General features: G+C 67.2%; 34 protein-coding genes. 11 read left to right on the top strand and 23 right to left on the bottom strand.

Features of this window, described 5'->3' with window-relative positions:
• Positions 1-278: 278 nt before the first annotated feature.
• Entirely contained in the window at positions 279-1,154 is an 876-nt protein-coding gene (locus tag E6C64_RS15640; protein WP_136428451.1) for an LLM class F420-dependent oxidoreductase, read from the bottom strand.
• A gap of 130 nt (positions 1,155-1,284) precedes the next feature.
• On the opposite strand from E6C64_RS15640, the gene E6C64_RS15635 reads away from it, so the two are divergent.
• Positions 1,285-1,848, top strand: coding sequence for a YbhB/YbcL family Raf kinase inhibitor-like protein (locus E6C64_RS15635; protein ID WP_158437890.1), 564 nt, complete (start codon positions 1,285-1,287; stop codon positions 1,846-1,848).
• Between the two features lie 188 nt (positions 1,849-2,036).
• On the opposite strand, the gene arr is transcribed toward E6C64_RS15635, so the two are convergent.
• Entirely contained in the window at positions 2,037-2,465 is a 429-nt protein-coding gene (gene arr, locus E6C64_RS15630) for an NAD(+)--rifampin ADP-ribosyltransferase (RefSeq protein ID WP_136428448.1), read from the bottom strand.
• A gap of 136 nt (positions 2,466-2,601) precedes the next feature.
• On the opposite strand from arr, the gene E6C64_RS15625 reads away from it, so the two are divergent.
• Together E6C64_RS15625 and E6C64_RS15620 are read left to right on the top strand one after the other, a co-directional pair.
• A complete protein-coding gene (locus E6C64_RS15625; protein WP_136428446.1) occupies positions 2,602-3,012 on the top strand; it encodes a VOC family protein in 411 nt (136 codons plus the stop codon).
• Between the two features lie 112 nt (positions 3,013-3,124).
• Complete coding sequence (locus E6C64_RS15620) at positions 3,125-3,583, top strand: SRPBCC family protein (protein WP_136428444.1); 459 nt, start codon at positions 3,125-3,127, stop codon at positions 3,581-3,583.
• 26 nt (positions 3,584-3,609) lie between these two features.
• Here the strand turns inward: E6C64_RS15620 and E6C64_RS15615 are convergent, their stop codons facing one another.
• Complete coding sequence (locus tag E6C64_RS15615; protein WP_199241056.1) at positions 3,610-4,203, bottom strand: TetR/AcrR family transcriptional regulator; 594 nt, start codon at positions 4,201-4,203, stop codon at positions 3,610-3,612.
• 143 nt (positions 4,204-4,346) lie between these two features.
• Here E6C64_RS15615 and E6C64_RS15610 point away from each other — a divergent pair, with 143 nt between their 5' ends.
• From E6C64_RS15610 to E6C64_RS15600, 3 genes are all read left to right on the top strand, one after another.
• Entirely contained in the window at positions 4,347-5,096 is a 750-nt protein-coding gene (locus E6C64_RS15610; protein ID WP_136428442.1) for an SDR family NAD(P)-dependent oxidoreductase, read from the top strand.
• 291 nt (positions 5,097-5,387) lie between these two features.
• The gene (locus E6C64_RS15605; protein WP_136428440.1) at positions 5,388-5,759 is read left to right on the top strand and encodes a hypothetical protein; all 372 of its coding nucleotides are present in this window, start codon (positions 5,388-5,390) and stop codon (positions 5,757-5,759) included.
• A gap of 336 nt (positions 5,760-6,095) precedes the next feature.
• Positions 6,096-6,773, top strand: a complete 678-nt coding sequence (locus tag E6C64_RS15600) for a hypothetical protein (protein ID WP_136428438.1) — start codon at positions 6,096-6,098, stop codon at positions 6,771-6,773.
• A gap of 40 nt (positions 6,774-6,813) precedes the next feature.
• Here E6C64_RS15600 and E6C64_RS15595 read toward each other — a convergent pair whose 3' ends face one another.
• Both E6C64_RS15595 and E6C64_RS15590 read right to left on the bottom strand, forming a co-directional pair.
• On the bottom strand, positions 6,814-7,713 hold the full coding sequence (locus tag E6C64_RS15595; protein ID WP_136428437.1) for an NAD-dependent epimerase/dehydratase family protein: 900 nt from the start codon (positions 7,711-7,713) through the stop codon (positions 6,814-6,816).
• Positions 7,714-7,743: 30 nt separating this feature from the next.
• Complete coding sequence (locus E6C64_RS15590) at positions 7,744-8,172, bottom strand: hypothetical protein (RefSeq protein WP_136428435.1); 429 nt, start codon at positions 8,170-8,172, stop codon at positions 7,744-7,746.
• 184 nt (positions 8,173-8,356) lie between these two features.
• On the opposite strand from E6C64_RS15590, the gene E6C64_RS15585 reads away from it, so the two are divergent.
• Positions 8,357-9,022 (top strand): HEAT repeat domain-containing protein, encoded by a 666-nt coding sequence (locus tag E6C64_RS15585; protein ID WP_136428433.1) that lies wholly within the window; start codon positions 8,357-8,359, stop codon positions 9,020-9,022.
• A 12-nt stretch (positions 9,023-9,034) separates the two neighbouring features.
• On the opposite strand, the gene E6C64_RS15580 is transcribed toward E6C64_RS15585, so the two are convergent.
• From E6C64_RS15580 to E6C64_RS15520, 13 genes are all read right to left on the bottom strand, one after another.
• A complete protein-coding gene (locus E6C64_RS15580) occupies positions 9,035-9,805 on the bottom strand; it encodes an alpha/beta fold hydrolase (RefSeq protein WP_136428431.1) in 771 nt (256 codons plus the stop codon).
• Positions 9,802-10,314: an SRPBCC family protein gene (locus E6C64_RS15575; protein WP_136428430.1), complete on the bottom strand. Its 513-nt coding sequence runs from the start codon at positions 10,312-10,314 to the stop codon at positions 9,802-9,804. Before E6C64_RS15575 ends, E6C64_RS15580 begins: the two co-directional genes overlap by 4 nt.
• Positions 10,314-10,649: an ArsR/SmtB family transcription factor gene (locus E6C64_RS15570; RefSeq protein WP_136428428.1), complete on the bottom strand. Its 336-nt coding sequence runs from the start codon at positions 10,647-10,649 to the stop codon at positions 10,314-10,316. Before E6C64_RS15570 ends, E6C64_RS15575 begins: the two co-directional genes overlap by 1 nt.
• 116 nt (positions 10,650-10,765) lie before the next feature.
• Positions 10,766-11,158 (bottom strand): hypothetical protein, encoded by a 393-nt coding sequence (locus E6C64_RS15565; protein ID WP_136428426.1) that lies wholly within the window; start codon positions 11,156-11,158, stop codon positions 10,766-10,768.
• A 124-nt stretch (positions 11,159-11,282) separates the two neighbouring features.
• The gene (locus tag E6C64_RS15560) at positions 11,283-11,723 is read right to left on the bottom strand and encodes a BLUF domain-containing protein (RefSeq protein ID WP_158437889.1); all 441 of its coding nucleotides are present in this window, start codon (positions 11,721-11,723) and stop codon (positions 11,283-11,285) included.
• A 66-nt stretch (positions 11,724-11,789) separates the two neighbouring features.
• Positions 11,790-12,401 (bottom strand): hypothetical protein, encoded by a 612-nt coding sequence (locus tag E6C64_RS15555; protein ID WP_136428422.1) that lies wholly within the window; start codon positions 12,399-12,401, stop codon positions 11,790-11,792.
• A gap of 68 nt (positions 12,402-12,469) precedes the next feature.
• Positions 12,470-12,664 (bottom strand): hypothetical protein, encoded by a 195-nt coding sequence (locus E6C64_RS15550; protein ID WP_136428420.1) that lies wholly within the window; start codon positions 12,662-12,664, stop codon positions 12,470-12,472.
• Positions 12,665-12,757: 93 nt separating this feature from the next.
• Positions 12,758-13,507: a mechanosensitive ion channel family protein gene (locus E6C64_RS15545; protein ID WP_136428418.1), complete on the bottom strand. Its 750-nt coding sequence runs from the start codon at positions 13,505-13,507 to the stop codon at positions 12,758-12,760.
• Between the two features lie 112 nt (positions 13,508-13,619).
• Positions 13,620-14,384, bottom strand: a complete 765-nt coding sequence (locus E6C64_RS15540) for a DUF2382 domain-containing protein (protein ID WP_136428416.1) — start codon at positions 14,382-14,384, stop codon at positions 13,620-13,622.
• 177 nt (positions 14,385-14,561) lie between these two features.
• Positions 14,562-14,897 (bottom strand): hypothetical protein, encoded by a 336-nt coding sequence (locus tag E6C64_RS15535; RefSeq protein WP_136428414.1) that lies wholly within the window; start codon positions 14,895-14,897, stop codon positions 14,562-14,564.
• Complete coding sequence (locus tag E6C64_RS15530; RefSeq protein ID WP_233255655.1) at positions 14,897-15,502, bottom strand: Asp23/Gls24 family envelope stress response protein; 606 nt, start codon at positions 15,500-15,502, stop codon at positions 14,897-14,899. Before E6C64_RS15530 ends, E6C64_RS15535 begins: the two co-directional genes overlap by 1 nt.
• The gene (locus E6C64_RS15525; protein WP_136428412.1) at positions 15,499-16,062 is read right to left on the bottom strand and encodes an RNA polymerase sigma factor; all 564 of its coding nucleotides are present in this window, start codon (positions 16,060-16,062) and stop codon (positions 15,499-15,501) included. Before E6C64_RS15525 ends, E6C64_RS15530 begins: the two co-directional genes overlap by 4 nt.
• Before the next feature lie 110 nt (positions 16,063-16,172).
• Entirely contained in the window at positions 16,173-17,345 is a 1,173-nt protein-coding gene (locus E6C64_RS15520) for an MFS transporter (RefSeq protein ID WP_158437888.1), read from the bottom strand.
• A 198-nt stretch (positions 17,346-17,543) separates the two neighbouring features.
• Between E6C64_RS15520 and E6C64_RS15515 the strand changes: the two genes are divergently transcribed.
• Entirely contained in the window at positions 17,544-18,050 is a 507-nt protein-coding gene (locus E6C64_RS15515; protein ID WP_136428408.1) for a VOC family protein, read from the top strand.
• 31 nt (positions 18,051-18,081) lie between these two features.
• On the opposite strand, the gene E6C64_RS15510 is transcribed toward E6C64_RS15515, so the two are convergent.
• A complete protein-coding gene (locus E6C64_RS15510; RefSeq protein WP_136428406.1) occupies positions 18,082-18,675 on the bottom strand; it encodes a DUF4232 domain-containing protein in 594 nt (197 codons plus the stop codon).
• A 93-nt stretch (positions 18,676-18,768) separates the two neighbouring features.
• Positions 18,769-19,254 (bottom strand): BLUF domain-containing protein, encoded by a 486-nt coding sequence (locus E6C64_RS15505; RefSeq protein WP_233255654.1) that lies wholly within the window; start codon positions 19,252-19,254, stop codon positions 18,769-18,771.
• 314 nt (positions 19,255-19,568) lie between these two features.
• On the opposite strand from E6C64_RS15505, the gene E6C64_RS15500 reads away from it, so the two are divergent.
• A complete protein-coding gene (locus E6C64_RS15500; protein WP_136428402.1) occupies positions 19,569-20,243 on the top strand; it encodes a DUF6766 family protein in 675 nt (224 codons plus the stop codon).
• Between the two features lie 53 nt (positions 20,244-20,296).
• On the opposite strand, the gene E6C64_RS15495 is transcribed toward E6C64_RS15500, so the two are convergent.
• Positions 20,297-20,869, bottom strand: a complete 573-nt coding sequence (locus tag E6C64_RS15495; RefSeq protein ID WP_136428400.1) for a hypothetical protein — start codon at positions 20,867-20,869, stop codon at positions 20,297-20,299.
• Positions 20,870-20,882: 13 nt separating this feature from the next.
• Positions 20,883-22,031 (bottom strand): zinc-dependent alcohol dehydrogenase, encoded by a 1,149-nt coding sequence (locus E6C64_RS15490; RefSeq protein ID WP_136428398.1) that lies wholly within the window; start codon positions 22,029-22,031, stop codon positions 20,883-20,885.
• A gap of 180 nt (positions 22,032-22,211) precedes the next feature.
• Here E6C64_RS15490 and E6C64_RS15485 point away from each other — a divergent pair, with 180 nt between their 5' ends.
• Positions 22,212-24,185 (top strand): APC family permease, encoded by a 1,974-nt coding sequence (locus E6C64_RS15485; protein ID WP_136428396.1) that lies wholly within the window; start codon positions 22,212-22,214, stop codon positions 24,183-24,185.
• 48 nt (positions 24,186-24,233) lie between these two features.
• Here the strand turns inward: E6C64_RS15485 and E6C64_RS15480 are convergent, their stop codons facing one another.
• Complete coding sequence (locus tag E6C64_RS15480; RefSeq protein WP_136428395.1) at positions 24,234-25,196, bottom strand: NADP-dependent oxidoreductase; 963 nt, start codon at positions 25,194-25,196, stop codon at positions 24,234-24,236.
• Positions 25,197-25,307: 111 nt separating this feature from the next.
• On the opposite strand from E6C64_RS15480, the gene E6C64_RS15475 reads away from it, so the two are divergent.
• On the top strand, positions 25,308-25,808 hold the full coding sequence (locus E6C64_RS15475) for a MarR family winged helix-turn-helix transcriptional regulator (RefSeq protein WP_136428393.1): 501 nt from the start codon (positions 25,308-25,310) through the stop codon (positions 25,806-25,808).
• Positions 25,809-25,869 lie beyond the last annotated feature (61 nt).

Here is a 25,869-nt window from a genome sequence, read left to right as displayed (position 1 = left end):
CGCGTGGTGCCCGATCCGTCGCCAATGAACGCTGTTCTCGACTGGTCTTCCTGGTTGGAAGCGCCTCGCTGAGACGCGGCGACTGCATCCACGCTACGTCCCCTTGGCGAACGCGCAACCCTCTTGACATGAAGCTGCGCGCGGCTGCTGTGGGCGCTCGATGGTTCATCTTCACCTCCACGGCAAGTGGCGGCGCGCCCTCTGAGAGGGCGGTCGAGCTCACGAACGCCGATAGCGGCGGAACGCTGGTGCGACGTCGGATGGACCGTCGCTCGCTGTCACCGCTGTGCGGTGAGCGACAGCTCTGCCGCGATCAATTCCAGCGGGGTCGTGATGTCGCTATTCGCGGGCTGCACCTGGATGCAGACGTGATCCGCGCCCTGGTCGAGATGCGACTGAACGACCGCTGAGATCTCGGCCGCGCTTCCATGGGCGACGAGTCCATCGACGAGCTGGTCGCTTCCGCCGTTCGCGATGTCGTCGTCGGTGAAGCCGGCGCGGCGCATGTTGCGGGTGTAGTTGTCGAGCTGCAGGTAGCTCTTGAGGAAACGGCGGGCGCTCACGCGGGCTGAGTCGCTGTTCTCGTCGAGGACTACCGTCTGTTCCGGCGCGACGAGGGCGGCGGCGCCGAGAGCGTCGCGCGCCTCACGGGTCTGCGTCGGCACGGTCAGGTAGGGGTGAGTGCCCGCGCTGCGTTCGCGGGCCAGTTCGAGCATCCGCGGGCCCAGTGCTGAGATCGCGCGCGACTCGACGGGCACGTTCTCACGGTCGAGGACGTCCAGATAGCTCACCATCGCGTCGATCGGGCGGACTCGTTCCGGGGTCGATTCGCGGTGACCGGTCCCGATCCCGAGAAGAAGCCGGCCGGGGTGCCTCGCCTCGATGCGGTGATAGGACGCGGCGAGCTCTGCGGCGTCGGACTGCCAGATGTTCACGATGCCCGTCGCGATCTGCAGGTGCTCGGTGGCGTCGAGGAACTCTTCCGCCTCGTGCAGAGCGGATTCCGGCGATCCGCCCAGCCAGAGGGTGCCGTATCCGAGCTGCTCGATCGTCTGAGCCAGTTCGGGCGTGATGCTTGATGTGCTTCGCCAGACGCCGACCGTGCCGAGCCGGGCGGTCCAGGAGGAAGGGACTGAAGGGGTCGACGCTGCCATCTGCCCAGCCTATGCACCGGCTCGGTCAGGCCTCGCCCGGAGCACATCCCTTTGACAGCGCCGGCATATGAGACAGTTTCACCACCGCTGCGGGTGGTCGAGGCCTCCCCTTCTCATCGGAGCTACGCCAATGCTCAGCCTTCTCGGACGCGCCCTTCGGAATCGACGCGCAGGTCAGCGAGCCCTCGCCTGGGCTCGCCCCGGTCTGCAGGCTCCAGAGATCTTCTCGGTCACGAGCTCGGCCTTCGAGCACGAAGCGCAGATCCCAGAAGCGCATCGCGGGCGACTTCTCGGTGACAACATCTCCCCCGCCCTCGCCTGGACGCCTCCCCCAGCCGTCGCCGTCGAACTCATACTCGTCGTTCAGGATGCCGATGCTCCCGGGGCGAGTCCTGCGACCCATGCGCTCACGATCGGGATCGATCCCGCTCTGTCAGGCATCCCGGAGAACGGACTGTCCCACCCGAGCCCCATCCCCGGCCTCCGTCACGGCAGAGGCCCCTTCGGGCGTCGAGGCTGGGCGGGCCCCCTTCCCCTTCCTTCCCACGGGCCACACACCTACGCCTTTCAGCTGTTCGCCGTCGACCGACGTCTGGATCTGCCAGAGAGCTTCACCCTCGAAGCAGCCCTGAACGCGATGGAGAACCGCGTCGTAGCTCGGGCACGGCTCGATGGCACCTTCGAGATCCGATGAAGAACGTTCGAGACTTCCCCGAGTCGTCAGTACTACGAGCGCGGTCGATACTGTTGCGCTACCGGCCGGGACCCCGCCGCGACGGGCAGCCCGAGCTGCTCGGGTGAGCGAAGGCCCGGACGCTGAACCTGTGGCGCCGAGTCTTCGTTGCCCGTGAGCGGGCGCCGGTGCTCGGACTCCGTGAACGGTCAGTCGAAGATGACCGCAGCGCCGCGGCTGCGGAGATCGGTCAAGGCGTCGCGCATGCGCTGAAGCTCGTCCGGGGAATGCCCGGTCCACTCGGCGAGCTCGCCGACGACGCGGACGGGCTCACGGGTCCGAAATGAGCGCGTCGGATTGCCCGGCATCCGCTTGTCCGTGACATTCGGATCGTCTTCGATCGGTCCCATGGGTTCGACGAAGTAGATCCGCGCCGGCCCATCCCCGCGGGCGAACTCAGCGCCCCACACCGCGGCGTCGAGCGTCTGGGTCACGTAGACGTGGTTCATGATCCGGCCCTCCTCGAAGTTCGACTCGCGACCCGGCACCAACAGGTCGCCGACAGCGAGGTCGGCCCTGGTCCCGTGCAGGAACGCCCCCGACTCGTGGATCTCGAAGGGCTTCGGTACCTGATTCATGCGTCTCCCGTCCCGCTCACCGGATATTAGCGAGGCCGGTCGGCTCAGCACGGAAGTCGGTCTCAGGCGCGCGTTCCGCGAGCGTTATTGTTCACGGGAACTCGAAAATGGCGCGGGCAGCGCGAGGAGGTGGCTGATGCGGACCCTTCACCCCGCCCTGCTTGTGCGCGACATCTCTGCATCCCTGCGGTTCTACTCCACTCTCGGATACAGCGAGGTGGGAAGGGTTCGCGGCACCTCGCTCGGCGACCTGACGCTCCTCAAACTCGCCGGCGACGACTACGCCGCGTTGGAGCTGGTCGAAGATCCACAGCGGGATGCTTCGACATCGGGCTCCTCGTTCAGTCACCTCGCTGTGCAGGTCGAGTCCGTCAGAGACATCATGGACGCACTCCGCCTCAACGGATTCGAGCCGGCACCCGTTCTGATGCCGGGTGGCCCTGCCGGTCCGGAGACGTCTTGGGTCTCGGACCCTGATGGCCATCGGATCGAGTTGACCCAGTGGCCGGCCGGTCACCCGCTCGGCGTGACCTCGGCGGACTTCTGAGCGGACACCCTCACCTGCTCGACGCGCACGTGCGCCGGATCGCACCGGACCGGGAAGGTTTCGGCGCGCTGCTAGCGTTCGACCTGCATCTCCCGACTCGAGCAGGAGCCCAATGGCTGAACAGATCGTCCTCCTTCGCAGCATCGACATCAGCGCCGAGCCCGCCGAGGTCGCGGCCGCCATCTCCGATTTCCACCGATGGGTCGAATGGTCCCCCTTCGAAGGATTGGATTCGAACCTCGCACGCACCTACTCCGGCCCCCAGTCCGGTGTCGGGGCCGCCTACGCGTGGGAGGGAAACCGTCAAGCCGGGGCCGGTCGGATGGCGGTCACCTCGGCGACCGATGACGAGGTGGGAGTGAAGGTGAACTTCCTCAAGCCGTTCAAGTCAGAGAGTCAGTCCACGTTCACCATGGCTCCGACCGCTGCCGGAACCCATGTCGCGTGGCAGATGTCCTTCGAGAAGACTGTGCTCGCTCGGGTCATGAGCCTGGTGGCGCCCTACGAGAAGGTTCTCGGGCCGGAGTTGGACAAGGGACTGGCCAAACTGAAGGTCGTGCTCGAGAAGTAGTCGGGGATGATGAGCGCGCCCTCCACTCATCCCCCAGCTGCGGGACCCGACGCACGGCTCAGCAGCAGCTCAGCCATCTCGCGGGAGACGGCGGCCGCGGCGGCCGTGTGATCCATCTGCGCGGTGGTCGTCGCTCCGTCGTAGAGCACCACGAGCTGCAGGGCGAGCCGATCCGGTTCTCGGGTGTCCAGTGCAGACGTCAACTCGCCGAACAGCTCGTGGATCCAGGAACGGAAGCGCTCCGCGGCCAGCATTTCGACGCTGTCGGGTCGAGCTTCAGCGGCCGCATTCATGAACGCGCAGCCCCGGAAGTCAGGTCGGGAGAATAGCTCGCCCAGGGTGTCGAAGACGGCGAGGATGCGCCGTACCGGGTCCGCCTGTGCTGAGATGCCGCGTTCGACGGTGTCCTTCCACACGCCATGTCGATTGGCGAGGTAGGTCTCCACCAGCTCGTCCTTACCGCCCGCGAAGTTGTAGTACAGGGAGCCCTTCGCGACGTTGGCCTTCTCCAGAACTCGATCGATCCCGACGGTATGGATGCCTTCGGAATAGAAGAGCTCATCGCTGGCCGCCAGCAGACGCTCGCGCGCACTGCCCGCCTTCTTCACCGTCGCTGTCACGCAGTCACCATATCAGACAGGTCTGTCTAAAACCTGAGGCACGCTTCGCCTTCGGCTGTGGCAATTGCGCGAATTAGACAGACCGGTCTAACATCGGTTTAGACAGACCGGTTCAAACGGCCGGCGTCGAGAAGGAGCACACCATGACCCCCACCAGCACCCCCGCCGTTCGAGACCTCGAAGGTCTCACCGCCCTCGTCACCGGGGCGACCTCAGGAATCGGCCGCGCTACCGCGATGCAGCTCGCCCGACAGGGCGCCGCCGTCATCGTGCACGGACGAGACGCAGCCCGAGGCATCCAGGTAGTCGAGGAGATCCAGCTCTCCCAGGGCAAGGCCCGGTTCATCGCCGCAGACATCTCCGACCCCGCCGAGGCAACCCGCCTCGCTGCTGAGGCGGGAGACGTCGACATCCTGGTCAACAACGCCGGCTTCTCCTGGTTCGGACCCACCGCCGACCTCGACCCCGACACACTCGACAAGCTGTTCGCCTCCAACGTTCAGGCCGCCTACCTGCTGGTCGCCCAGATCGGGCCGAAGATGGCGGCGAAGGGAAGTGGAAGCATCATCAACCTCGCCAGCATGGCCGGCACCATCGGCCTCGCGGGCGGAGCGGCCTACGGAGCCACCAAGGCGGCTGTCGCATCCCTCGCCCAGTCATGGGCGGCCGAGTACGGACCCAGCGGCGTCCGAGTGAACGCCGTCGCGCCCGGCCCCGTCTACACCGGCGGCGCGAAGAAGGAGACTACCGACAGCCTCGCACCCACCACCCTCCTCGGACGCGCGGCACAGCCCGAAGAGATCGCAGAAGCGATCGGCTTCCTCGCCTCACCCCGCGCAGGCTACGTCACCGGAGCCATCTTCCCGGTCGACGGAGGACGCACCGCGGTATAGGCCAGGGGCCCCGGCGCGCCTAAGCACCGGGGCCCAATAAGTCGCGCCCCCAGACCAACTTCACGACCTCGCTGCCGATATCACCCCTGGGCTTTCACGCCGCTCTTGTCGTGATACCACATGAGCACCGGCACTGCGAGCACATCGCCAATCGGCGATGAGCTCGCGCCCGCACCATACGCAGGACGCCCCCGTGTGGGGGCTAAAGGATCAAGGCAGAGGCCATCTGTCAAGGGTCTGGTCGCTGTTCCCGCAGGCCGTTTAGCTTCCTGGCGAGTGCTAGGAGGATCGATGCTCGCCGCCCATTCCTTGGGACATTCTCGACACATCCGTCGCCGTCAGACCGACCGCCGAAGCGGACTCCTCGTCTGGTCGCGCGTCGGAGACGTCTGGATCGCGCACATCGACAACGCGGTGGCCGGCTGCATCGAACGCCGCGGACACACCTACCGCGTGCTGAACTGGCTCGGCGAGCCGGTAGACGCCTCCCTCACCCTGGCGGGCGCGAAGAGGTACCTCGAACCATCGCGGCTGGCAGCGATGCGCGACGAGATCTACCGAAGGGACACCCGGCAGGAAGCCCACCTCTCCGGGGTGATCGTCACGAGCGTGATCCTCCTCGGCGGCATCGCCGGGACACTTCTCGTCCAGGCCCCGATCTAGAGGCGGCGCACACGATCCGGCGCCCATTGCCCTCATGACGTCGCTTTCATAATTCATGGTCGAGAAGTCATCCATGAGGATTCCTTTCATGCTGCGCGGCCGCGATGTCATCCTTCGGGATGATCGGCCCACTACTCGCCGCTGACGACGCGGTGCATCCCGGGCTCATACGGTCGATTCACCCCCGCCTGTCGCCGACATCGCGGTCGTGCCAGCCGAAGGGAACCGCGTGCACCGGCGTATCTCTCACACCCTCGGAGCAGCCACCACCCTGAACGACGTCCTTACATGCTGACCGGCATCCGCAGACGCTCACCACTCAAGGGCCTGCTGAGAATGTTCAGCAGCCGGACTGCAGATCCGGCCGGTACTCCCGCTGGACCAGCGGGAGCAGCGACGCGCGACGCCGACGCCGCGTTCCTCTCGCGCCTCCGCGCACGGATCGTGCCGAAGGCGATCGGCGCAGAGGGTGTATTCGCCTACGCCCGCCCCTTCGCCGCAGGTCTTGTGACCGTGCTGTGCGTGGATCATCCCGAATCCGTCGAGACCCTGACGGATCGATCCGTCGCCGGCGCCGACCTCGACTTCCTCTTCGAGATCGGCATCGCGAACACCATGCGCGAAAGCGTCGACGTGGATCGGGAGATCTCCCCCGGGGTCCGCGTCTTCGCCGGCGACTCCCTGTTCTCAGCCAGCCAGGCCATCCAGATGGAGCAGGTGGTGTCGCGACGTTTTGGCTCCGCGCCGCTCGGAGTCGCCTTCGCCCTCCCCCATCGCCACCTCATGCTCGCCCACCGCCTGAGCGACTCCGACTCCATCGTCGCCGTCACCAGGCTCGCCAGGCTGCTCGCCATCCACAGCGCCGAGGCGCCCGGCGGATCGCTGAGTCCGCTGGTCTACTTCTGGCGGGATGGAGTCATCGAGACCGCAGGCAGGCCGAGTCTCGACGGGTCGATGGAGATGAACGGAGCGCGAGAGTTCTCGAAGGCCCTGGAGGAGGCATCCGGGCGCTGACTGCCCCTGCGCCACCGACTATTCGAGGCCGACGAAGCGTCTACAGGCTCTCCCTCCACGGATGCTGCGGCTCGAAGCCGAGCATCGAGCGCGCCTTGTCGATGGAGAGCAGCGTCGCGGTGCCCGGGATATCGCCGCGCACCGGGACGTCCGGGAAGACCTCGGCGACAAGCTCCAGCGAGGGCCGCGACATCACGGTCTCGGCATTCGCGATGATGAAGTTCTCAGCGCCCACGATGTCGCTCTCCACCGCGAGGCGACAGGCCAGAGCGCCGTCGCGCGCGTCGATGTACCCCCACGAGTTCCACGAGCGCAGGCGGGCATCTGAATCGAATCCGGGGAAGTCGGCGTAGTCCTCCGGCGCCATCACGTTCGAGAATCGCAGTCCGAGAAAGCCCGCCTGCGGAGACCACCTTGCGAAGTGTCGGGCGATCTCCTCGTCGACGGCCTTGCTCAGCGAGTAGGACGACTGCGGACGTACCGGATACTCCTCGTCGACGGGGAAGTACGGCGGCGGGGTGGTGTCGAAGGGCAGACCGAGCAGCGTCTCGCTCGAAGCGAAGACGATCCGGGTCAGGCCCGCCAGCCGCGCGGCCGAGAACAGGTTGTACGTGATCGCGGTGTTGTTCGCGTACGTTGCCGCGTTCGGCCGCAGACCAGGTGCGGGGATCGCCGCGAGGTGGACGAGAGCTGGTGCGTCGGCGCCGGAGCCGACGGGAAGCGAGCCGTACGCGTCGTCGATGTAGCTGAGCGCTTCCACCGCCTGACCGAAGTCGGTGAGATCAGCACTCAGGAATCTCGCACCGTCGGGCAGCTCCGCCGGCCGCGCACGGTCGACGCAGACGACGGAATATCCCTGTTCGGCGAATTCCCGCACCACTGCACGGCCGAGCTTGCCGCTCCCGCCGGTGACGATCACGGATCGAGTCGAATCGGTCATCTGACGATTCTCGTCCCCATCGCACAGCAGTCAGCTCGACGCCTTCGCGACCAACCCGCCGAGCATGGCCAGGTCGGCTTCGGTGAGATCGTTCGTCACCGCGAACGCCGTCACCCACGCCGCACCGTCGTCAAGGGTCGCCGCGGTGTCGAATTCGAAGGTCGAGTAGCGGACCTTGAACTTCGACTTCGGCTTGAAGAAGCAGATGACCTTCCCATCGCGTGCCCAGGCCGGGAAGCCGTAGTAGGTCTTCGGGTCGAGATGCGGCGCGGCAGCGACGACCATCCCGCGGATGAGCTCGGCGAGCTCGCGCTCATCGTCGGGCAGCTTGGCGATCGCCTGCTCGTTCGCCGCGGCGTCCGCCTCCTTGCCGGCCGCGGCCTTCAGCTCCTTGGCACGCTCGCGCATCGCCTTCTTCTCTTCAGGACTGAACGTGTCTGCTGCCGCTGCATCTGCCATGCCGCCATCGTAGGGACGCAGCCGATCCCGCACTTCTCGAAATATGCTCGATCGCCCACCAGCGGGCGGAACGCCGTCGGTCGCCTCGACGCATTCGAGATCGTCCAGGCCGGACCGGGCAAGGTAGTGGATGACCGGAAGGCCGCGGGAGGACGCCTCCTGCGATACCGGAGAGGAGCCCGACATGACCAGGACGGATGACGAGACTGCGGCATCTCGCCTGGCTGAGGCGTTGGCGAGCCTCGACTCCTCCGCCCGGCTACAAGCGGCGCTCGCTGCGGGAACCCACCCGAATCCGGCGTACGTCGCCGTGCTCGTCGGGCGGTGCGCGATCGAGCCGGACTTCTTCGTCCGCGACATGCTCACCTGGGCGCTCGTCCGCCATCCCGTCGACTCCGCTGTTCCTCCGCTGCTCGAGGAACTCCGTGGAGGCTCGGCTCAGGCCCGCAGTCAGGCGCTGCACACGCTGTCGAAGATCGGAGATCCGCGCGGATGGACCGCGATCACGACCGAACTGCTGGAGGATGCGGACGACCGTGTCGCCCGGAGCGCCTGGCGCGCAGGCGTGATCCTCTCCCCCGACGACGCCGGCGCCGATCTCGCCGCAGCCCTGACGAGTCAGCTCGGGCGAGGCGACCGGGAGCTCCGCAAGAGCCTCAGCCGTGCGTTCGTCGACCTCGGCTCCGTGAGCGAGCCGGTTCTGGAGGAATCCACGAAGCGTCTGCACGGCAGGGCGCTCCTGCACGCGCTCGCCACCCTGCACCTCGTGAGGAATGCGGATGAGACATTCGAGAGCGCGATGTTCGAGGCACAGCACGAGGTGCTGATCCGAGATGACGACGGGGCGTAGCCCCGGCCCCGCTCAGTCCAGGAAGTCGGCGAGTGCCTCGGCGGCGGCGGCCGGGGTGATGTCGTGCGTCTGGTGAGCGAGCACCTCGAATCGTCCACCGGACCGCGCAGCCACTGTCTGCGCTCCATAGTGCAGGAAGTCGGGCGAGGCTCCGCCCGCCAGGGCGAGCACGTCGGCCCGCAGCGACGTCAGGTCGGGGACCCTGCTGTCGCCCATGACGGCGTCGTCGTAGGCGAGGGTGGGCGCGAGCGCTTCCATGCCCGGCCACGCCGGCGATCGACGTACGCCGACGACGGCGTCCGGAGCCACCCCGACGCGGCGGAGGAATGCCTCGACCGCGGCACCTCGATCGCCGTGCCGCAGCGCGCGTGCGAGTTCGGCGGTGTAGGTCCGTGCACCTGCAAGGGCCGGTTCGGGCATGAACGGAGGCTCGTAGACGGCGACACGGGTAACGATGCTGAGGGCGCCCGCCGCGCGCAGGGCCAGCGCTCCACCGGAGGAGATCCCGAACAGAGCAAGCGGTCCGCCGACGGCGGCGCCGATCGCCGCGACGTCCTCGATCTCGCGCTCGACCGCGTACGGGGCGGTGTCGCCGGATTCGCCTCGGCCTCGCCGGTCGTAGACGACGACACGACGGGTGTCGCCGATCGCTTCCGCTATCGCGGGCATCGGTCCGCCCGCGCGAGAGCACATCGCGCCGTCGACGAGTAGCAGAACCGGACCGTCACCGTGCACGTGGAAGCCGATCCGGGTGCCGTCGGCCGACGTGGCGAACTCGGTCATGGGTGCTGCCTTTCCGAACTGTCTGCGACCAGGAGGAGGTCGAGGGCGTCGAGCGCCCGGCTGAGTCCGGATTCGATTCCGAGCTTCAGTGCGCGGTCCCGGTCGAGCGCCGACCGATGGCGGATGCGGATGGTCAGCGTGGTGGTGGCGACATCCGGGGCGGGCGCGAGATTGATGGCGACGTCCGCCGGTGGACGACCGGCCGCAACGCCGCCCGCTGAATCCGACGGGGTCTCCCAGTACCGCAGCCTCGTCGGTTCGACGATCTCGGTATAGACGGCGCGCGCCCAGAACTCCTCTTTCGTGAGCTCTCCGCGGAGCAGGTAATGCCAGACTCCCCCGGGCCGGAAGTCGATGGTGCAGCTCACCATCGGGTATCCCGGAGGGCCCCACCAGAGGGAGAGCTCGTCGGGGTCGGACAGCGCGCGGAAGATGCGCGGCACATCCGCCGGCAGCTCTCGCGTGACATCCAGTCCGTTCTGCACACGGGTCACCTGCGCCGCGCGCACTACGCCTCGTCCCGCAGCCGGGCTTCAAGACGGTCCAGGCTCGAGGTCCAGAGCGACTCGTAGTGATCGACCCACTCGCGCAGGCGCGCGAACGCCGCTGCCTCGAGCCGGCACCGTCGCCACTGCGCCTCGCGGTGTCGCGAGATCAGTCCGGCGCTCTCGAGCACGGTGAGATGCTTCGAGACCGACGGGGTGCCGATCTGCAGCCGAGTCGCGAGCTCACCCACCGTCGCGTCGCCCGATCGCAGCTCGTCGACCAGCCGCCTGCGGGTGGGGTCGGCGAGTGCGAGAAACAGGGATCCCAGAGAATCCTCCCGCTCCCGCGTATTTTCCATAAGCAGAAAGTACGGCGCAGCAGCTCTCGGTGTCAACACCGACCGATCCGCCTTCACCCGTGGGAACCAGTCGCCCGCGGCTTCCGCCTCGCCTGGTGAGGGCGGACATCACACGGTCAGCGCGGCGTGAACGCGATCTCCGCCCCTCCTGGCGGGGTCTCCACCTGATACCCGCGCCAGCTGTCGTAGATGAGGTGGAGCTCGAAGGTCTCACCTGATGGCGCGGTCAGCGTGATCACCTGATCGTCGCGATCGGTGTCGTCGGCGGACCACGTGCCGCCGCCTTCGAAGGTGCCGTCCGACCCGACGGATTCCGCGATCATCGCGCTCGGCAGCGCTGAGCCCGACCAGGTGCCGTCATCGGCGAAGGTGATCCGAGCCTCGCCATGTGCCCATTCGCGTTCGAGCATCTCGATCGACGGGGAGGCGACAGAGGCGCACCCACTCAGGGCGCAGGCAGCGAGCACCGCGGCGAGAAGGCCGGTGACGGGTCGAGGAAGCTTCGGCATACGCCAGAGCGTGTCAGCCGCGACCCGTCCGGGGGCGCATGGACGCGGTGTGCCGCGGTGATGAGACCCGCTCAGAACCCGGGCGGAACGGGTGTGGCGCCACGGACCGTGGCCATGTCAACCCTCAGCTGGAACGGTCCTCGAACCATTTGATGAGCTCCTTGGTGATGCGGAGAGTGATGGTGGAGTCCGGGTCGGAGGCCAGGTTGTCGAAGGTACTGAGGTAGCCCGGGATGCCTGACGGGTCATCGATCGAATCGGCCGGGAACCCCATGGCCCAGCCGGCGAACTGACGCTCGTCGAGCTTCTCCTCGAACATGATCCGCATGCTCTGATGACGATCGTCGCTTCGGATGATGGCCAGCCGCGACTCGACGGCCTCGGGCGGGCCTTCCAGCACCTGGAGGAAGCGGCCCTCTCGGTAGAGCAGCATGCCCGTCAGGGAGTTGCGCTCATTGTTCCTGCGACTCACGCCCAGCAGCGCGACCAGATCCTCGTCGCTGAAGGGCAGGGCTTCGGTGCTGGAGTAGACGACGGATGACAGCGATCCAGACTGCACAGACACGGAAGTCACTGTATCGGCGTCTAGGCGCCGGCGTGATTCCGGGCGAGACCCGACGTCGAACCCGGGCTACAGGAAGGAATCCACCATCCAGAGCACGGGGCCGGTGAGGACGACGATCCCTATGCCGATGACGACCCCCAGCAGGTACGGGTGCCGTTCGCGCCAATAGATCGCAGAGCCGTATTCGGCCCGCAGATCGGACATCGTCGCGACCTTCTCCACCCGGACGACCGGCAGATCGAACGATCGGACCACGTTCTCGAGCGCCTCCTCACCCCAGAACGCCCCCCGCATCCGCAGTCGGGTCCGCCCGTCGTGGTCGAACAGGAACAGGTGGTTGTGGGCCGTCGATGAATTGCCGTCCGTGACCGGCACCATCAGGATCGAGCTCATCTCGGCACGAGGGGTGGACACGGGCGCGGTGAAGAGGTCCGTCTCAGTGATGCCTTCCGGCGACAGGACGACGCGAGAACGACGCAGGGACATCGTCAGGACGAAGCCGATGGCCGTGGGGATCACGTGCAGAAGCAGCACGTAGGCCCACTCTCCTGCCGCCAGGCTGAAGACGTAGAGCGTGATCACGGGCGGAAGTCCCATGCAGAGCGCGCTGATCCAGTACCGGGTCAGAAGCTTGGAGATGAGGGGACGCACGACCACAACATCGGTCTCATCCAGCACGATTCCGACGATCCCAGAATCGGCTCGATCAGCACAGCCCCCGAGCCGGGGGCAGGCTGGTGGCGCGCCTACTCCTCGAAGGTGAGGCTGATGGCATTCCTGAGCGCGAGAGGTATCGCGACGAGCCCGGCGGCACCGAGCGGTGAGAAGACGAATGAGCCGTTCTGCACGCCGTCGTCCGCCTCCTTCAGAGCTGCCTGCAGCCGGTGCGCATCCAGAATCGAGACGTCGTAGCTGCGGTCCTCATAGAGCAGGGTCCACATGGCGCCGCCCTTTCCCTTCGTCTCTGATGAAGAGCCGCGTCCGGCCCGCGAGATCACTCGACGGCCGGACGCGGCTCATAGGTGCTGCTGCGATCAGACTCGCGGCGTCGTGCGGGTGGCCGTCTTGACCTGCGCGGCCGCGGCCTTCGCCTGGTCGGCGACGCTCGGCGCACCGTCGGCCTGAGCCTTGATCTTCGGAGCCTCCTCCTCGGCCTTGCTCAGGTACGCCTCCCAGCGCGCCTGCATCGGCTTGATCAGGCCGCCGCCGGCTCCGACGATGATGACCCCGGCGATGATCGCGAGCACCGCGATCAGCAGCGGCGTGGTGACCGTCGTCGCGACCTCGATCTGGTTGAGGGCAGCCGTGATCCCGAGGAACAGGATGAAGATGCTGGCGATGTTGGCGATCACCTTTCCGTAGGACAGTCCGCCGAGGGTGCCCTGGATGAGAGTCTTCGCACCGGCCGCGATGGCCGCGGCGATCACGACGATGATGATCGCGACGATGATCTTCGGCAGGAAGGCGATGATTCCGGCCAGGAGATCGCTGACGGGGTTGGGCCCGAAGACGCCGAATGCGAACTGCAGGACGAAGAGCACCAGCGTGTAGTACAGGATCTTCGCGATGATGTCCGACGCATCGAGCTTGGAGCCCTGGAGCGCCTTCTTCACCCCGCCGCGCTCGACGACGCGGTCGAAGCCGACCCGCTCGAGGAGTTTGCCGAGCGCCTTCGAGAGGACCTTGGCGACGATCAGCCCGACGATCAGGATGACGAGGAACAACAGGAGCTTGGGGACGAAGTCGATGACGGTCGCGAGACCGCCGAGGAGCGTTGCTTGCATGGGAATGCCTTTCAGGGGTGGTCAGGGAGGAGGGCTCGGGGTGCCGTCATCGACACCCGAGCCCCGTTTGCTGTGATGGAGGAACGGGAAGAGAGCTGGTGGGCTTGGGCGATCAGCGGCGGTCGCCGAGGTCACGCTCGTCGGGGACGTCGGCGTCGATGACCTCCTTGCGGACCTCGGCGTCGACCTGCTCCTGCTCGGTCACGGTTGTGGTGCCCAGGCTCACCCGCTCGACCGGGACGGTCTCCTTGCCGACGACGACGCGCTCCTCGCTGAGGACCACTTCGTGCTCCTCTTCGCTGAGCTCGGGACCGGCCAGTGCGCTGTCGACGTTGTCGCCGGTGATGGGCTCGCGCACGACGCGGATCTCCTCGTGCGAGACCGGGACGGTGACGGTCTGCTGCTCGGTGACGATGTGCTTGCGCAGGCGGGCACGGCCGGTCTCGACGGTCTCGGTGCCGACGTGCAGGCGCTCCTCGGAGCGGGTCATCGCGTCGTCGGTCGTGGGGCCGGAGGTGTCGTAGCCCTCGCTCCCGAAGGCGGACGGCTGGGCGGACTGGCTGTCCTGTCCGGAACCGTAATAGGTGTAGAGGGCGTCCTCCTCCTCAGCCGACAGGGCGGAGTCGGCGTCGATGCGCGGAGCGTCCTTGACATAGTCCTTGTCGAGTGGCAGCCGAACGTTCTCGCCATCCCAGCTCGCCGCGTCGAGCGGGGCGAATGACTCGGAGGTGCCGAAGAGACCGGTGCGGACGGTGATCCACTTCGGCGCCGACGTAGCGGTGTCGAGGTAGACCTGGCCGACCGTGCCGATCTTGCTGTCCTGGGAGCCGAGGACGGGAGCTCCGATGATCGATGAGGGGTTCTGGACGTCAAACATGTGCTGCTCGTTTCCGTCAGCGGGGGCCGACATGATGGGTCGTTTCGGGCATGCGGGTGACCCGGTCGGCGCGAGGCGCCTGCCGGAAGTCACCCTCACCTAAAGGACGGAGCGAGGCGCGAAAGTGTCACGAGATTGGGTCGAAGACTTTCGACACCGAGAAGACCGAGGGCGGCGTCAGCCCACGCGGCCGATCTTGACCTTCACGGCGCGAGCGGGAAGGTCGTGGTTGCCCGCGACGTACTCGCGGATCGCGTCATGGGCGCGGCGGCAGACGTCCGGTGCGGCTTCATCGGCGGAGACTCCGACGTATGCGTCGATGTCGATGCCGCCGTCCGCATCGCGGATGGTCACCAGGTGAACGGCAGTCGGCTCGTTCTTGATCACCTCGACCACGGTGCTGAGCACTTTGGGCAGCACCGGCGCGGTCGCGTACACGGCCGTGACGCCGGGGACCTTCCGCAGCATCTGCGTCAGCCGATAGTTGAGGTCGTCAGGGGTGCTGTAGCCCATCAGTCTTCCTCCGGGTCCTTCTCGAAGTCGCGGACGACGATGTCCACACCCGAGACGTTGAGCTCCGTATGCCGCGAGAGGGCTGACTCGACCCCGCGACGCAGCTCGTCGATGACGGAGCTGGCTTCGGCATCCGCGTAGATGGAGACGTCGATCACCACCGACACCGGCTCGCCCGAGGTCTCGACGTCCCCGTCCAGACGGCATCGCTCGACGAGCACTCCGTCGATCTCGTCGCCCACGGCCCGGACGATTGCCCGCACGGCCCCTTCGGTGATGGACAGCTGGGCTTCCGGGTGGTCGGAACGGATCGGGATTTCGCGTCCGGCATGCGCCTGCACGCCGATCTGGTCGAGCAGCCGCTTGAACCAGCTCGCGTCTCTGACCGGCGCGGCTTTCGCCTCCGCCTCGAGGATGCGTGGAGCGAGGGCGCGGAGCCGACTCAGAGCGGCGAGGGCGTTCTGCGCTCCCGCGGACGACTCGATGGACTGATCCGTCGGCTGGCGCCCGTTGTCGAGGTAGTCGCTGAGCTCCTCGATGGTGTGGCCATCGAGGTTCTGCTCGTCGAGCGGCGAATCTCCGGGAGGCATCATGGGGTCGGTCACCGCCACGCCTCCATCTCGCGCACCAGGCTCTTGCGGCTGCGTGCGAGAAGCCCGCGCACCGTGGAGACGGGCAGCCCGAGCTCCTGGGCGATTCGGTCGTAACCATACCCGGCGACTTCGCGCAGCAGCCAGCAGCGTCGTTGGTCGGGAGGCAGCGCCGACAGCGCCTTCGACAGCGCCTCGTCGAGGGAGTTCGCCGACGCGGTGACATCGGGGCCGTCGGAGCGGGCTTCGATCTCGACCTCGTCGATGTCCGAGTGCTCGTGACGAGCCCGAAGGCGATCGATGCTCTTGCGCGTGACGATCGTGATCAGCCATCCCCGAACGGCGCCGAAGTCCTCCATCGTGGGCAGCTGCTGCCAGGCGGCGATGAAGGCCTCCTGGACGACGTCGTCGACGTCGACGGCCGACCCGAGCACGCGCAGCGCGTAGGTGCCGAGCAGCTGCTCGTAGCGGCGCACCAGCACTTCGAACGCGCGGATGTCACCATCCGAAGAGCGACTGGCGAGGCCGCGATCGTCGACGTCATCGAGAGACACGCGACCCGGAAGGGAGACCATGCGCCCTCCGGCTCGTCCGATCGATGGCGCACACGGTGGCGGTCACCAGCGCGTTATGAGTATCACAGTTCCCGTCGCCGCTGGATGCCCTCGTCTGTGCGCCGACTCCGCTAGCGCTCGGCTTGAGGCACCGCTGGGAACCCGCGGCGAGCGACGGCCACCAGGACGACGGTGGCGACGGCGAGCGCGCTGCCGGCGACGAGCGTTCCGACCGGACCGCCGACGACGAGCAGGACGGAGCCGAGAGCGGCGCCTCCGGCGATGCCCAGATTGCTCGACCCGTTCACGAGTGCGCCCGCCGAGTCGGGAGAGCCCGACTCGGTCCTGATCGCAGCGGTCATCAGGTACGAGGGAGTTGCTCCGAAGGCCGCCGACCAGAGCGTCGCCGCCACGATGAGCACGACGAGGGAGTCCGCCGCGACGGCGGCGACCCCGAGACCGACCGCGAGCACGGCGAACGTCGCCAGGGCGCCCGCTCGCGGTCGGCGGTCGACGAACAGACTGGCCGACCAGAGTCCGACGATGCCTGCTGCGCCGAAGAGCAGCAGGCAGGCGCCGACCGCCGAGGTCGGCAGTCCGGCACGGATCAGGATGGGGGCGATGTAGGTGTAGGCCGTGTACTGAGCGAGGAAGACCAGCAGGTTGGCGAGGCCGACCGCGATGATCCCCGTGCCCTGCCACTGGATGCGTGCGTCCGAGCCACGGTGGTCTTCGACGACGGGAGGGAGCAGGGTTGCGGCCAGCAGCACCAGGATCGCCGCCGCACCTGCCATGGCCGCGAAACCGGCTCGCCAGCCGACCGCCGCGCCGACCGATGTGGCGAGCGGGACCCCGAGCACGTAGCCGAGGGAGGTGCCGGCGAAGGCGATCGCGATGGCCCGGCCGACAAGCTCGCGGGGAACGAGCCGTGACGCGTAGGCCGCCACGACGGAGAAGAACAGCGCGTGCGCGACGCCTCCGATCGCGCGTCCGACGCAGAGCAGGACGAAAGTCGGCGCGATCGCGACGATCAGGCTGCTGAGTCCGTAGCCGCCGATCGACACGAGGAGCAGCGGCTTGCGCGGAAGCCGAGCCGTCCACGCGGTGAGCGGAAGGGCGAGGATGGCGACGACCACGGCGTACAGCGTCACCACCAGGCCGATCACGCTCTCGTCGACCCGGAACTCCGTGCTCATCTGCGGCAGCAGACCGACGGGGAGGATCTCCGTCGTGATGGCTACGAAGGTCGACATCATGAGGGTGCCGAGGCCGATCGCGGACGCGATCGAGATGTTCTTCGCCACGGGCGGTGCAGTCCTCTCCGAAGATCGGGGGTCATCGTTCATCCGGCCGAACGGAGCGACCCTGGTCGGAGGCCTTCGACGTGCTTTCCATCATGCCGGTCGGAGCGCGAGCGGGCATACCTCCGTGTTGTCAGGGAGACGCCCGACAAGCCTCCCCGCCACGCGCGCGGACGGATCGACTGGCCATAGGGTTCAGCGGTGACAACCACAGACGACGCCCAAGACCAGATCCCGCTCCTCGACAGCCCGTCGGTTCCCGGATACACGCGCACGGGCGAGCACACCTATGTCTCGGAGCTGCGCCTGGTCATCGAGTGCGAGGACTGGGACGGCGCTCTCGCGTTCTACCGCGACGCTCTCGGGCTGCGCGAGATCATGGGGTACAAGGGCGACAACGAAGGTCAGGTCATCCTCGATGTGGGCCGGGCCAGCATCGAGCTCGTCCACCCCGAGCTTCCGAGCACCGAATCGGGCGCATCCGTGGAGCTGTCCGCTCCCCCGGTCCCCCGCACCCGGCTGGCGTTCCGCACCACGCGCGCGCAGGCCCTCATCGAGCGGCTCGAGGAGTCCGGAGCGAGTCGCGTCGAGGGGCCGCTGCTCAATGCCGCCGACACTCTCAACGTCCGACTGGTGGCTCCCGACAACATGCCGATCACCATCTTCCGTCCGCTGGGCGAATCAGAGTTCGCAGAGGCGGCGGAGTAGGCGTCGACATCCTGCACGACGACCTCGCCGATCAGTTCAGCTCGGCCGGTTCTGCAGTCACGGGAAAGCCGAGCGCCTGAGAATCTGCCGTCTCCACGCAGAGCTGGGTATCCGCGAAGTCGACGCTGACGGGATCGGGCGCGCCCGACACCGAGAACAGGATGCTGGCGACATCCGCCACCGCGCAGTCGGGGAACTGCGCCGGCTCCGGGAGGAATACGGCGATGTAGGCGTGGCCGCCCGGCGCCACCGTGACAGGATCGCCTGAGAACTGCTCGCCGCCTGTCTGCAGGATGGGATATTCCGTCGATGCGCCCTCGGCGTCGAGGGCGGTGGTTGTCGCATTGCCCTGCAGGACGCAGTCACCATCGCCGGAATTGGTGAGCTCGACGTTCACCACGGCCTGTTGAGTGACCAGCGCGGTGGCGTTCGTCTCAAGCGCGCACGCGGCTGGCGGCGCAATCGATGCGGCGGAAGCGGAGGACGGTGCAGTTCCCAGGCCCGGCGATGACGAGGTGACGACTCCCGTGGCTACGGGTCCCGGGGCACTGGCGCAGGCGGCGAGCGGGAGGGCCGAGATCGCGACGAGGAGCAGGACGGAAACGGCGAGCGGTCGACGGTGCATTGCTCATTGCACCTCTTCTCCCGGTGCGCCGACTGAGAGCAGGCTCAGGCGCTCAGGCCGCCGTCCAGACTCCGGCTGGAGATGGGGCTCTGCCTACTGCAGGTGATTGGTGCGAAACCAGTCCAGCAGCCAGAGCGCCCGTGACTTCGTCGCCCAGGCCCGGGCGCCCATGGGGCCCGCCTCGAAGAAGTCGTCGTAGCCGGGAATGGCGCGGATGGTCTCGTCGCTCAGTGGCTGATACCCCATCGTCCACTGCGGGAACTGGCGGCGTGGCGTCTGCTCTTCCGCGAGCGTCCAGAAGTCCGTGTGTCTCGGATCGTGCGAGATCGTCTCGACCAGTGCGCGCACTGCGGGCTCCGGCCCCTCGAGCGCCTGCATGAACTGGCCGTCCTTGAGCAGCAGCAGCCCGGTGATGCCCAATCGGGTGTTGTTGCGACGGCTCTGCTCCAAGAGAGCGGCCACGTCAGCGTCGGAGAACTCCACGGCCGCCGTGCTGGAGTACACGATGGCGAAGACTTCGTCCTGCGACTCGGCTTGAGGCGGGTCGAGCACGGCACGCTTGCGTTGGAAGAGGGGCACGCGGATTCTCCTGATCGATGCGCCGGCGATGAGTCTGGGGACGCTTCGGTCCGACCCGGCACTCCCCCGCATGACGTTACCCGAGCATTTTCACGGGTGAAATGGCTTGATTTCTGATGCGGCTGACGCCTAGACCTTCGAGAGTGCATGCCGCCAGCGAGTCAACCCCTGTGCCGAAACCCGCAAAGGAGAGGTCCAGGGCGACCCAGGGCATACGGTCTGATCATGAAGATCGTCTTCGCCGGTTGGCTCGGTTTCGTCGCCGCCGGTCTCGTGTACATGCTGGCCATCGCTCTGAGCGGGCGGTGAGCCGGATGTCCCGCCTACGACCGCATCTTTTGAGCGTTCTGTTCGCCGTGATCTTCCTGATCACTCTTGCCGGCCAGTCCATCGCGGGTCTGGCCCAGCTGAATGACGATCAGATGGCCCACGGCTTGCCCGCCGTCGGCTACCTGGCCTTCATCACGTCATCGGACTTCGTCGTCGATGTGGCGGAGAACTGGCAGTCGGAGTTCCTGCAGTTCTTCCTATTCATCCTGGCCACCATCTGGCTGGTCCAGAAGGGCTCGCCCGAATCGAAGAAGCAGGGCGACGAGGGTCTCGGCAGTGACGCCGATCAGCTGGTCGGCGAGCACGCTCGAAAGGATTCGCCTCGGTGGGCGAAGGTGCGGGGATGGCGCCTGGCGCTGTACTCGAACTCGCTCCTGCTGGTGATGGGTCTGATCTTCCTGCTGTCATGGCTGACCCAGTCGATCGCCGGACGGATCGTCTACAACGAGGAGCAGGTCGAGCACAATGAGGCCCAGGTCGATTGGCTCGGGTACGTCGCCTCACCCGACTTCTGGAATCGCACGCTGCAGAACTGGCAGTCCGAGTTCCTCGCAGTCGGCTGCATGATCGCCTTTTCGATCTACCTGCGCCAGCGCGGATCGGCGGAGTCGAAGCCCGTCGGAACGCCGCACCACACCGCCTCGGTGGAGAGCGAGTAGAGACCCGGCCGCACCGGCTGCGCTGTCCGGCGAAGGTCCATCGCCAGCCGCGGTCAGCGTCCCCGAGAGATGAATGCTCGGCCGACACGCAGCGCGAGGTAGCCGCCGACGACCCAGGGAGCCGCCACCAGGATGGGATCCATCCAGCTGTGGCGCAGATCCACCCGCGGGGTGCCCATCCTCGAGGCGATCCCGTGCCGTGAGACCTCGCTGAGGATTCCCGTCTCGCTGATCGGATTGTCGGGCCGCCCCTTGAGCAGCGCGGTGGCTCGGCTGCCGACGAAGTCGACTCGATCCGCAGCGACCAGCAGCAGCCAGTGCGCCGCACGGGCCTCGCTGAATCGGGCGTAGGCGAAGCGGCGGATGAGGCCGGACGTTCCGCGCGTCGGCTGCGCAGTGCCGAACACGGGTGTCAGGAAGCGATGCTCGATCGAGCGCTCGCGCGGGCCCTCGGGTGTCTGCCGCTCGGGGAAATCCCAGTGCGCTCCGCTCGCTCCCGGGTCGAAGCGCTCCTTCGGCCAGGCGGGCCGATTCGCCGTGTCGAGGTCGCTCCCCCATCCCGGTATCAGGTCGCGCAGCTGCTCCGACGTCACCTTCTGGGGCGGCCGCTCTGCGGTGTAGGCCATGGCTGTCTCCTCGTCAGTTCGCTTCAGGGACGACGACCGTCTTGATGCAGTCATCGAGCTTGGCGGAGAACATGTGGTACCCCTCGGCGATGTGCTCGAGCGGGACGCGATGGGTGATCAGCTCGCTGGGCTTCAGATGACCCGCCTGGATGTGCTCGAGCAGCCGGGGCCACTGCCGCTTGACCGGAGCCTGGTTCATCCGGAGGGTGAGCCCCTTGTTCATCGCGTCACCTAACTTCACCGCACTGAAGATGGGTCCGTACGCCCCCACCACGGAGATGGTGCCGCCCTTCCGGACCGAGTCGATGGCCCAGTTGAGAGCGATCGGCGAGCCACCCTGCAGCTTCAGCTTGCTGGCGGTCACGTGCTGCAGGAAGTTGCCGTCGGCCTCGGCACCGACCGCATCGATCGCCACGTCGGCTCCGAGGTAGTCCGTCGTCTTCTTCATCTCGACGACGATGTCGTCGTATTCGGCGAAGTTGAAGGTCTCGGCGTGCGCGAAGCTCCGCGCCTTCGCCAGGCGATACTCGAGCTGGTCGACGACGATGACCCGGCCTGCGCCCATGAACCATGCCGACTTGGCGGCGTACAGGCCGACGGGTCCTGCGCCGAAGACCACGACCGTGTCGCCTTCGACGATGTCCCCGAGCTGGGCACCGAAGTATCCGGTGGAGCATGCATCGGTCAGCAGAAGGGCGTCCTCGTCGTCCAGCCAATCGGGGATGACAGACGGGCCGACGTCGGCGAACGGCACACGCACGAACTCTGCCTGGCCCCCGTCATAGCCGCCACAGGTGTGCGAATACCCGTAGATCCCGCCGACCGCGGTGGCGTTCGGATTGACGTTGTGACAGTTGGAGTAGAGGCCCCGCGCACAGAAGAAGCAGGAGCCGCAGTAGATGTTGAACGGCACCATCACCTTGTCGCCGCGCTGGAGGTTCTGGACGGACGAGCCGACCTCCTCGACGACGCCGATGAACTCGTGTCCGAACGTATGCCCGATCCGGGTGTCGGGCATCAGCCCGTGGTAGAGGTGAAGGTCGGACCCGCAGATGGCGGCGAGCGTCACCCGCACGATGGCGTCGTTGGGATGCTCGATGCGAGGCATCGCCTTCTCCTCGACGCGAACGCGATAGGGACCGCGATAGGTCATCGCCTGCATGAGTCCTCCTCTGTCGCTCCACCTCAGCACGCACCGAGCCGGGATCCCAGGGGGTTGAAACCCGAGCCGAAGAGGCGTACAACAGGGGCGCCCGGTCCTAGGCGTTAGGAAGCCGTAAGGATCCGGGCGCCGGGCGCCGCGGACAGCTTCGGCACCGCCCTGGCCTGCTAGACACATCGGGTGACCCGCCTCGCTCCACCCCCTGCCGACCTCGACCCGGCTCCTCGCACCTCGGGACGGGTCGGTTCGTGGCTCCTGCAGGGGCTCCGGACGGGGACGGCCTCGCACCAGGGTCCGCACGCCGAGACGGTGCACAAGACCAACTCGTGGTGGCGGGTCATGTGCCTCACCGGCGTCGACTACTTCTCGACACTCGGGTATCAGCCCGCGATCGCGGCCGTCGCGGCCGGACTGCTGTCCCCCCTCGCGACCATCGTCCTGGTCCTGCTCACCCTGCTCGGCGCCCTCCCCGTCTACCGTCGGGTGGCCAGCGAGAGCTTCCGGGGCGAGGGCTCGATCGCCATGCTCGAGCGCCTCTTGCCATGGTGGGGCGGCAAGCTCTTCGTCCTGGTGCTGCTCGGCTTCGCGGCGACCGACTTCATCATCACGATCACCCTGTCGGCGGCGGACGCGACCGCGCATGCGGTCGAGAACCCTTTCGCGCCGGAATGGTTCCACGGCGCCGAGGTGCCGATCACCCTCGTGCTGCTCGCCCTCCTAGCCGCGGTGTTCCTCCGCGGCTTCAAGGAGGCGATCAACATCGCCGTGGTCCTGGTCGGCATCTTCCTGGTCCTGAACGCGGTCGTCATCGTCGTCGCGCTGGGCCACATCGCGGACAACGCCTCGGTCGCGACCGACTGGTGGTCCGCGCTCACCCTGCAGCACGGCAACCCGCTGGTCATGGTCGGCATCGCGCTCATCGTCTTCCCCAAGCTCGCGCTCGGTCTCTCGGGCTTCGAGACCGGCGTCGCCGTCATGCCGCAGATTTCGGGCGATCCGTCCGACACCGCCGACAACCCGGCCGGCCGCATCCGCGGTGCCAAGCGACTGCTGACCACCGCGGCGATCATCATGAGCAGCTTCCTGGTCACCTCGAGCATCGTCACGACCTTCCTCATCCCGCAGGCCGAGTTCCAATCGGGAGGCTCGGCGAACGGACGCGCACTCGCCTACCTCGCGCACGAGTACCTGGGCGAGGGCTTCGGCACGGTCTACGACGTCAGCACCATCGCGATCCTCTGGTTCGCCGGAGCCTCCGCGATGGCCGGGCTGCTCAACCTGGTCCCCCGCTACCTGCCCCGCTACGGCATGGCGCCGCAGTGGGCTGCGGCCGTCCGACCGCTTGTCCTGGTCTTCAGCGCCATCGCGTTCCTCATCACCATCGTGTTCGACGCCGACGTCGACGCGCAGGGCGGCGCCTACGCGACCGGGGTGCTCGTGCTCATCACCTCGGCGTCCGTCGCCGTCTTCCTCTCGGCTCTGCACAGGAAGCAGCGCGGCTGGACGATCGCGTTCGCCGTCATCGCCGCGATCTTCGCCTACACGACGGTGGTGAACGTGATCGAGCGCCCGGACGGCGTCCGGATCGCCGCCCTCTTCATCGTGGGGATCCTGATCGTCTCGATCGTCAGCCGGGTGCACCGCTCGTTCCAGCTGCGTGCCCGCTCGATCGAGTTCGACGACATGGCCCTGTCCTTCATCGAGGAGGACTCCGAGGAGTACTCCTCCATCCAGATCATCTCGAACGAGCCGGACGACGGCTCGGAGGAGGAATACCGCCGCAAGCTGAAGGAGGAGCGGCGCGACAGCCACATCCCGCAGACCTCGCCGGTGATCTTCCTCGAGGTGCAGCCGGCCGACTCATCCGACTTCGAGGAGGATCTGATGGTCCGCGGGGTCGTCCGGCACGGCTTCCGGGTGCTCGTCGTCGACAGCGGCAACGTCCCCAACACGATCGCCTCCGTCCTGATGGAGATCCGCGATCGAGCCGGGATCGTGCCCGACATCTACTTCGAATGGACCGAGGGGAATCCGGCCTCGAACATGCTCCGCTACCTCGTGACCGGCAGCGGCGAGGTGGCGCCCGTCACTCGCGAGGTGCTCCGTCGAGCCGAGCCGCGGCCGCACAAGCGGCCCGGCGTGCACGTCAGCTGACGGACAGGTCACCCGACTCTCCGGGACGCCGGACGACCTGGCCTGCGATCAGGCCGGATCGGGAACGGCAACGATCTTGCCCCGGAGCTCCCCCGCGTCAGCCTGGGCATGGATGCCGATCAGCTCACCAAGCGGCACCCGTCGCGGCGCCTCGAGTCGGAGCTCGCCGCCATCGATCATCGAGACGAGCTTCGTCAGCTCGTCCACGTCGCTTCGGACGTAGATGATCGTCGAACGCACCTGCCGGTCCTCGTCGGCCGGCGCCGGCATCCATGCCGTCGTGCTGACGACCACGCCGCCGTCGCGGACGTGCCCGACGAGGTCCACGAATTCCTGCTGCTCAATGGGAGCGAGGTTGAGGAGGACGTCGACGGGTTCGGTCATCGCATCGGCGACGGAGGTCGTGGTGTGGTCGATCACGATGTCCGCGCCCGCAGCGGTGACGGTCGCGCTGCTGCGCGGACTCGCGGTGGCGATCACGTACGCACCGATCGACGTGGCGAGCTGAACGGCGATCCCTCCCACCGCTCCGCCCGCCCCGACGATGAGCACGCGCTGCCCTGCGACCAGGGCCGCCTCGTCGAACAGCGCCTGCCATGCGGTGAGTCCCACCGAAGGAAGTGCAGCGGCGTCGGCGAGGGGGATGTTCGACGGCGCCTTCGTCAGGACCGAGGAGGGCGCGATCACATACTCGGCCGCCGAGCCGTTGTCGGTCATCGGAAGGAAGCCGACCACCGAGTCACCAACCGAGATCCCCGATTCATCGTTCCGAACCGCGCCACCGAGTGTGCCACCGACCGCATCGACGGTTCCAGACACGTCGTAGCCGGGGATGTGCGGCAGGGTCACCGGAATCGGCAGCCTGCCCCAGCGGATTCCGTTGTCCGCGGCGTTGAACGCCGATCCGGCGACCCGGATGCGCACCTCGCCCACGCCGGGAACCGGCTGCTCGACATCTTCGTAGCGCAGGACCTCGGGGCCGCCGAGTGCGTGGTACTGGATCGCCTTCATCGTTCTCTCCTCATCTCTGTGCTTCGGATTCGAAGCAATGGATGAGACGGTAGCATTGCTTCAAGTTTGCAGCAACTACTTCGCATTCGCAGCAACTGCTACCCTCGGCGCATGGCCAAGGCGCACCCATCACTCGACCCGACAGAGCTCGGCGCGTACTTCGCGCTGATCGAGGTGAGCAGCCTTTTGCGCCACTCGGTGGAGCAGCAGCTGCGCGAAGCCGGCGACCTGAGCTATGTGCAGTTCCAGCTGCTGGCGAGGCTGGGCGACTCCCCTGCCGGCAGCCACCGGATGACCGATCTCGCCGACGGGGTGGTCTACAGCCGCAGCGGGTTGACGTACCAGGCGCAGCTGCTCGAGCAACGGGGCCTGATCACCCGCACCCCGTCGCCCAATGACGAACGCAGCACGTCGGTCTCGATCACCGAGGCCGGGCGCGATGTGCTGACGAGGGTCTTCCCCGGTCATATCGCCGTCCTCAACGAGCTTCTCTTCGAATCCCTCTCCCCTGCCGACGTCAGCATGCTGGGCGACGTGCTGGGGCGGGTTCGCGACCACATGCGATCGACCCCGCCTCGATCAGCGGCTCCGCGGCGGCGCAAGACGGAGTGACGCGACGTCGGCCCAGGGCACCTTGGGGAGACGAGGAGCGACGCCGGCCGCGGAGCGCCGC

Source organism: Naasia lichenicola, from assembly GCF_004801885.1.
GTDB lineage: Bacteria > Actinomycetota > Actinomycetes > Actinomycetales > Microbacteriaceae > Naasia > Naasia lichenicola.
The sequence above is the reverse complement of the archived record's forward strand: the minus strand, read 5'-3'. Positions and strand labels throughout refer to the sequence as shown.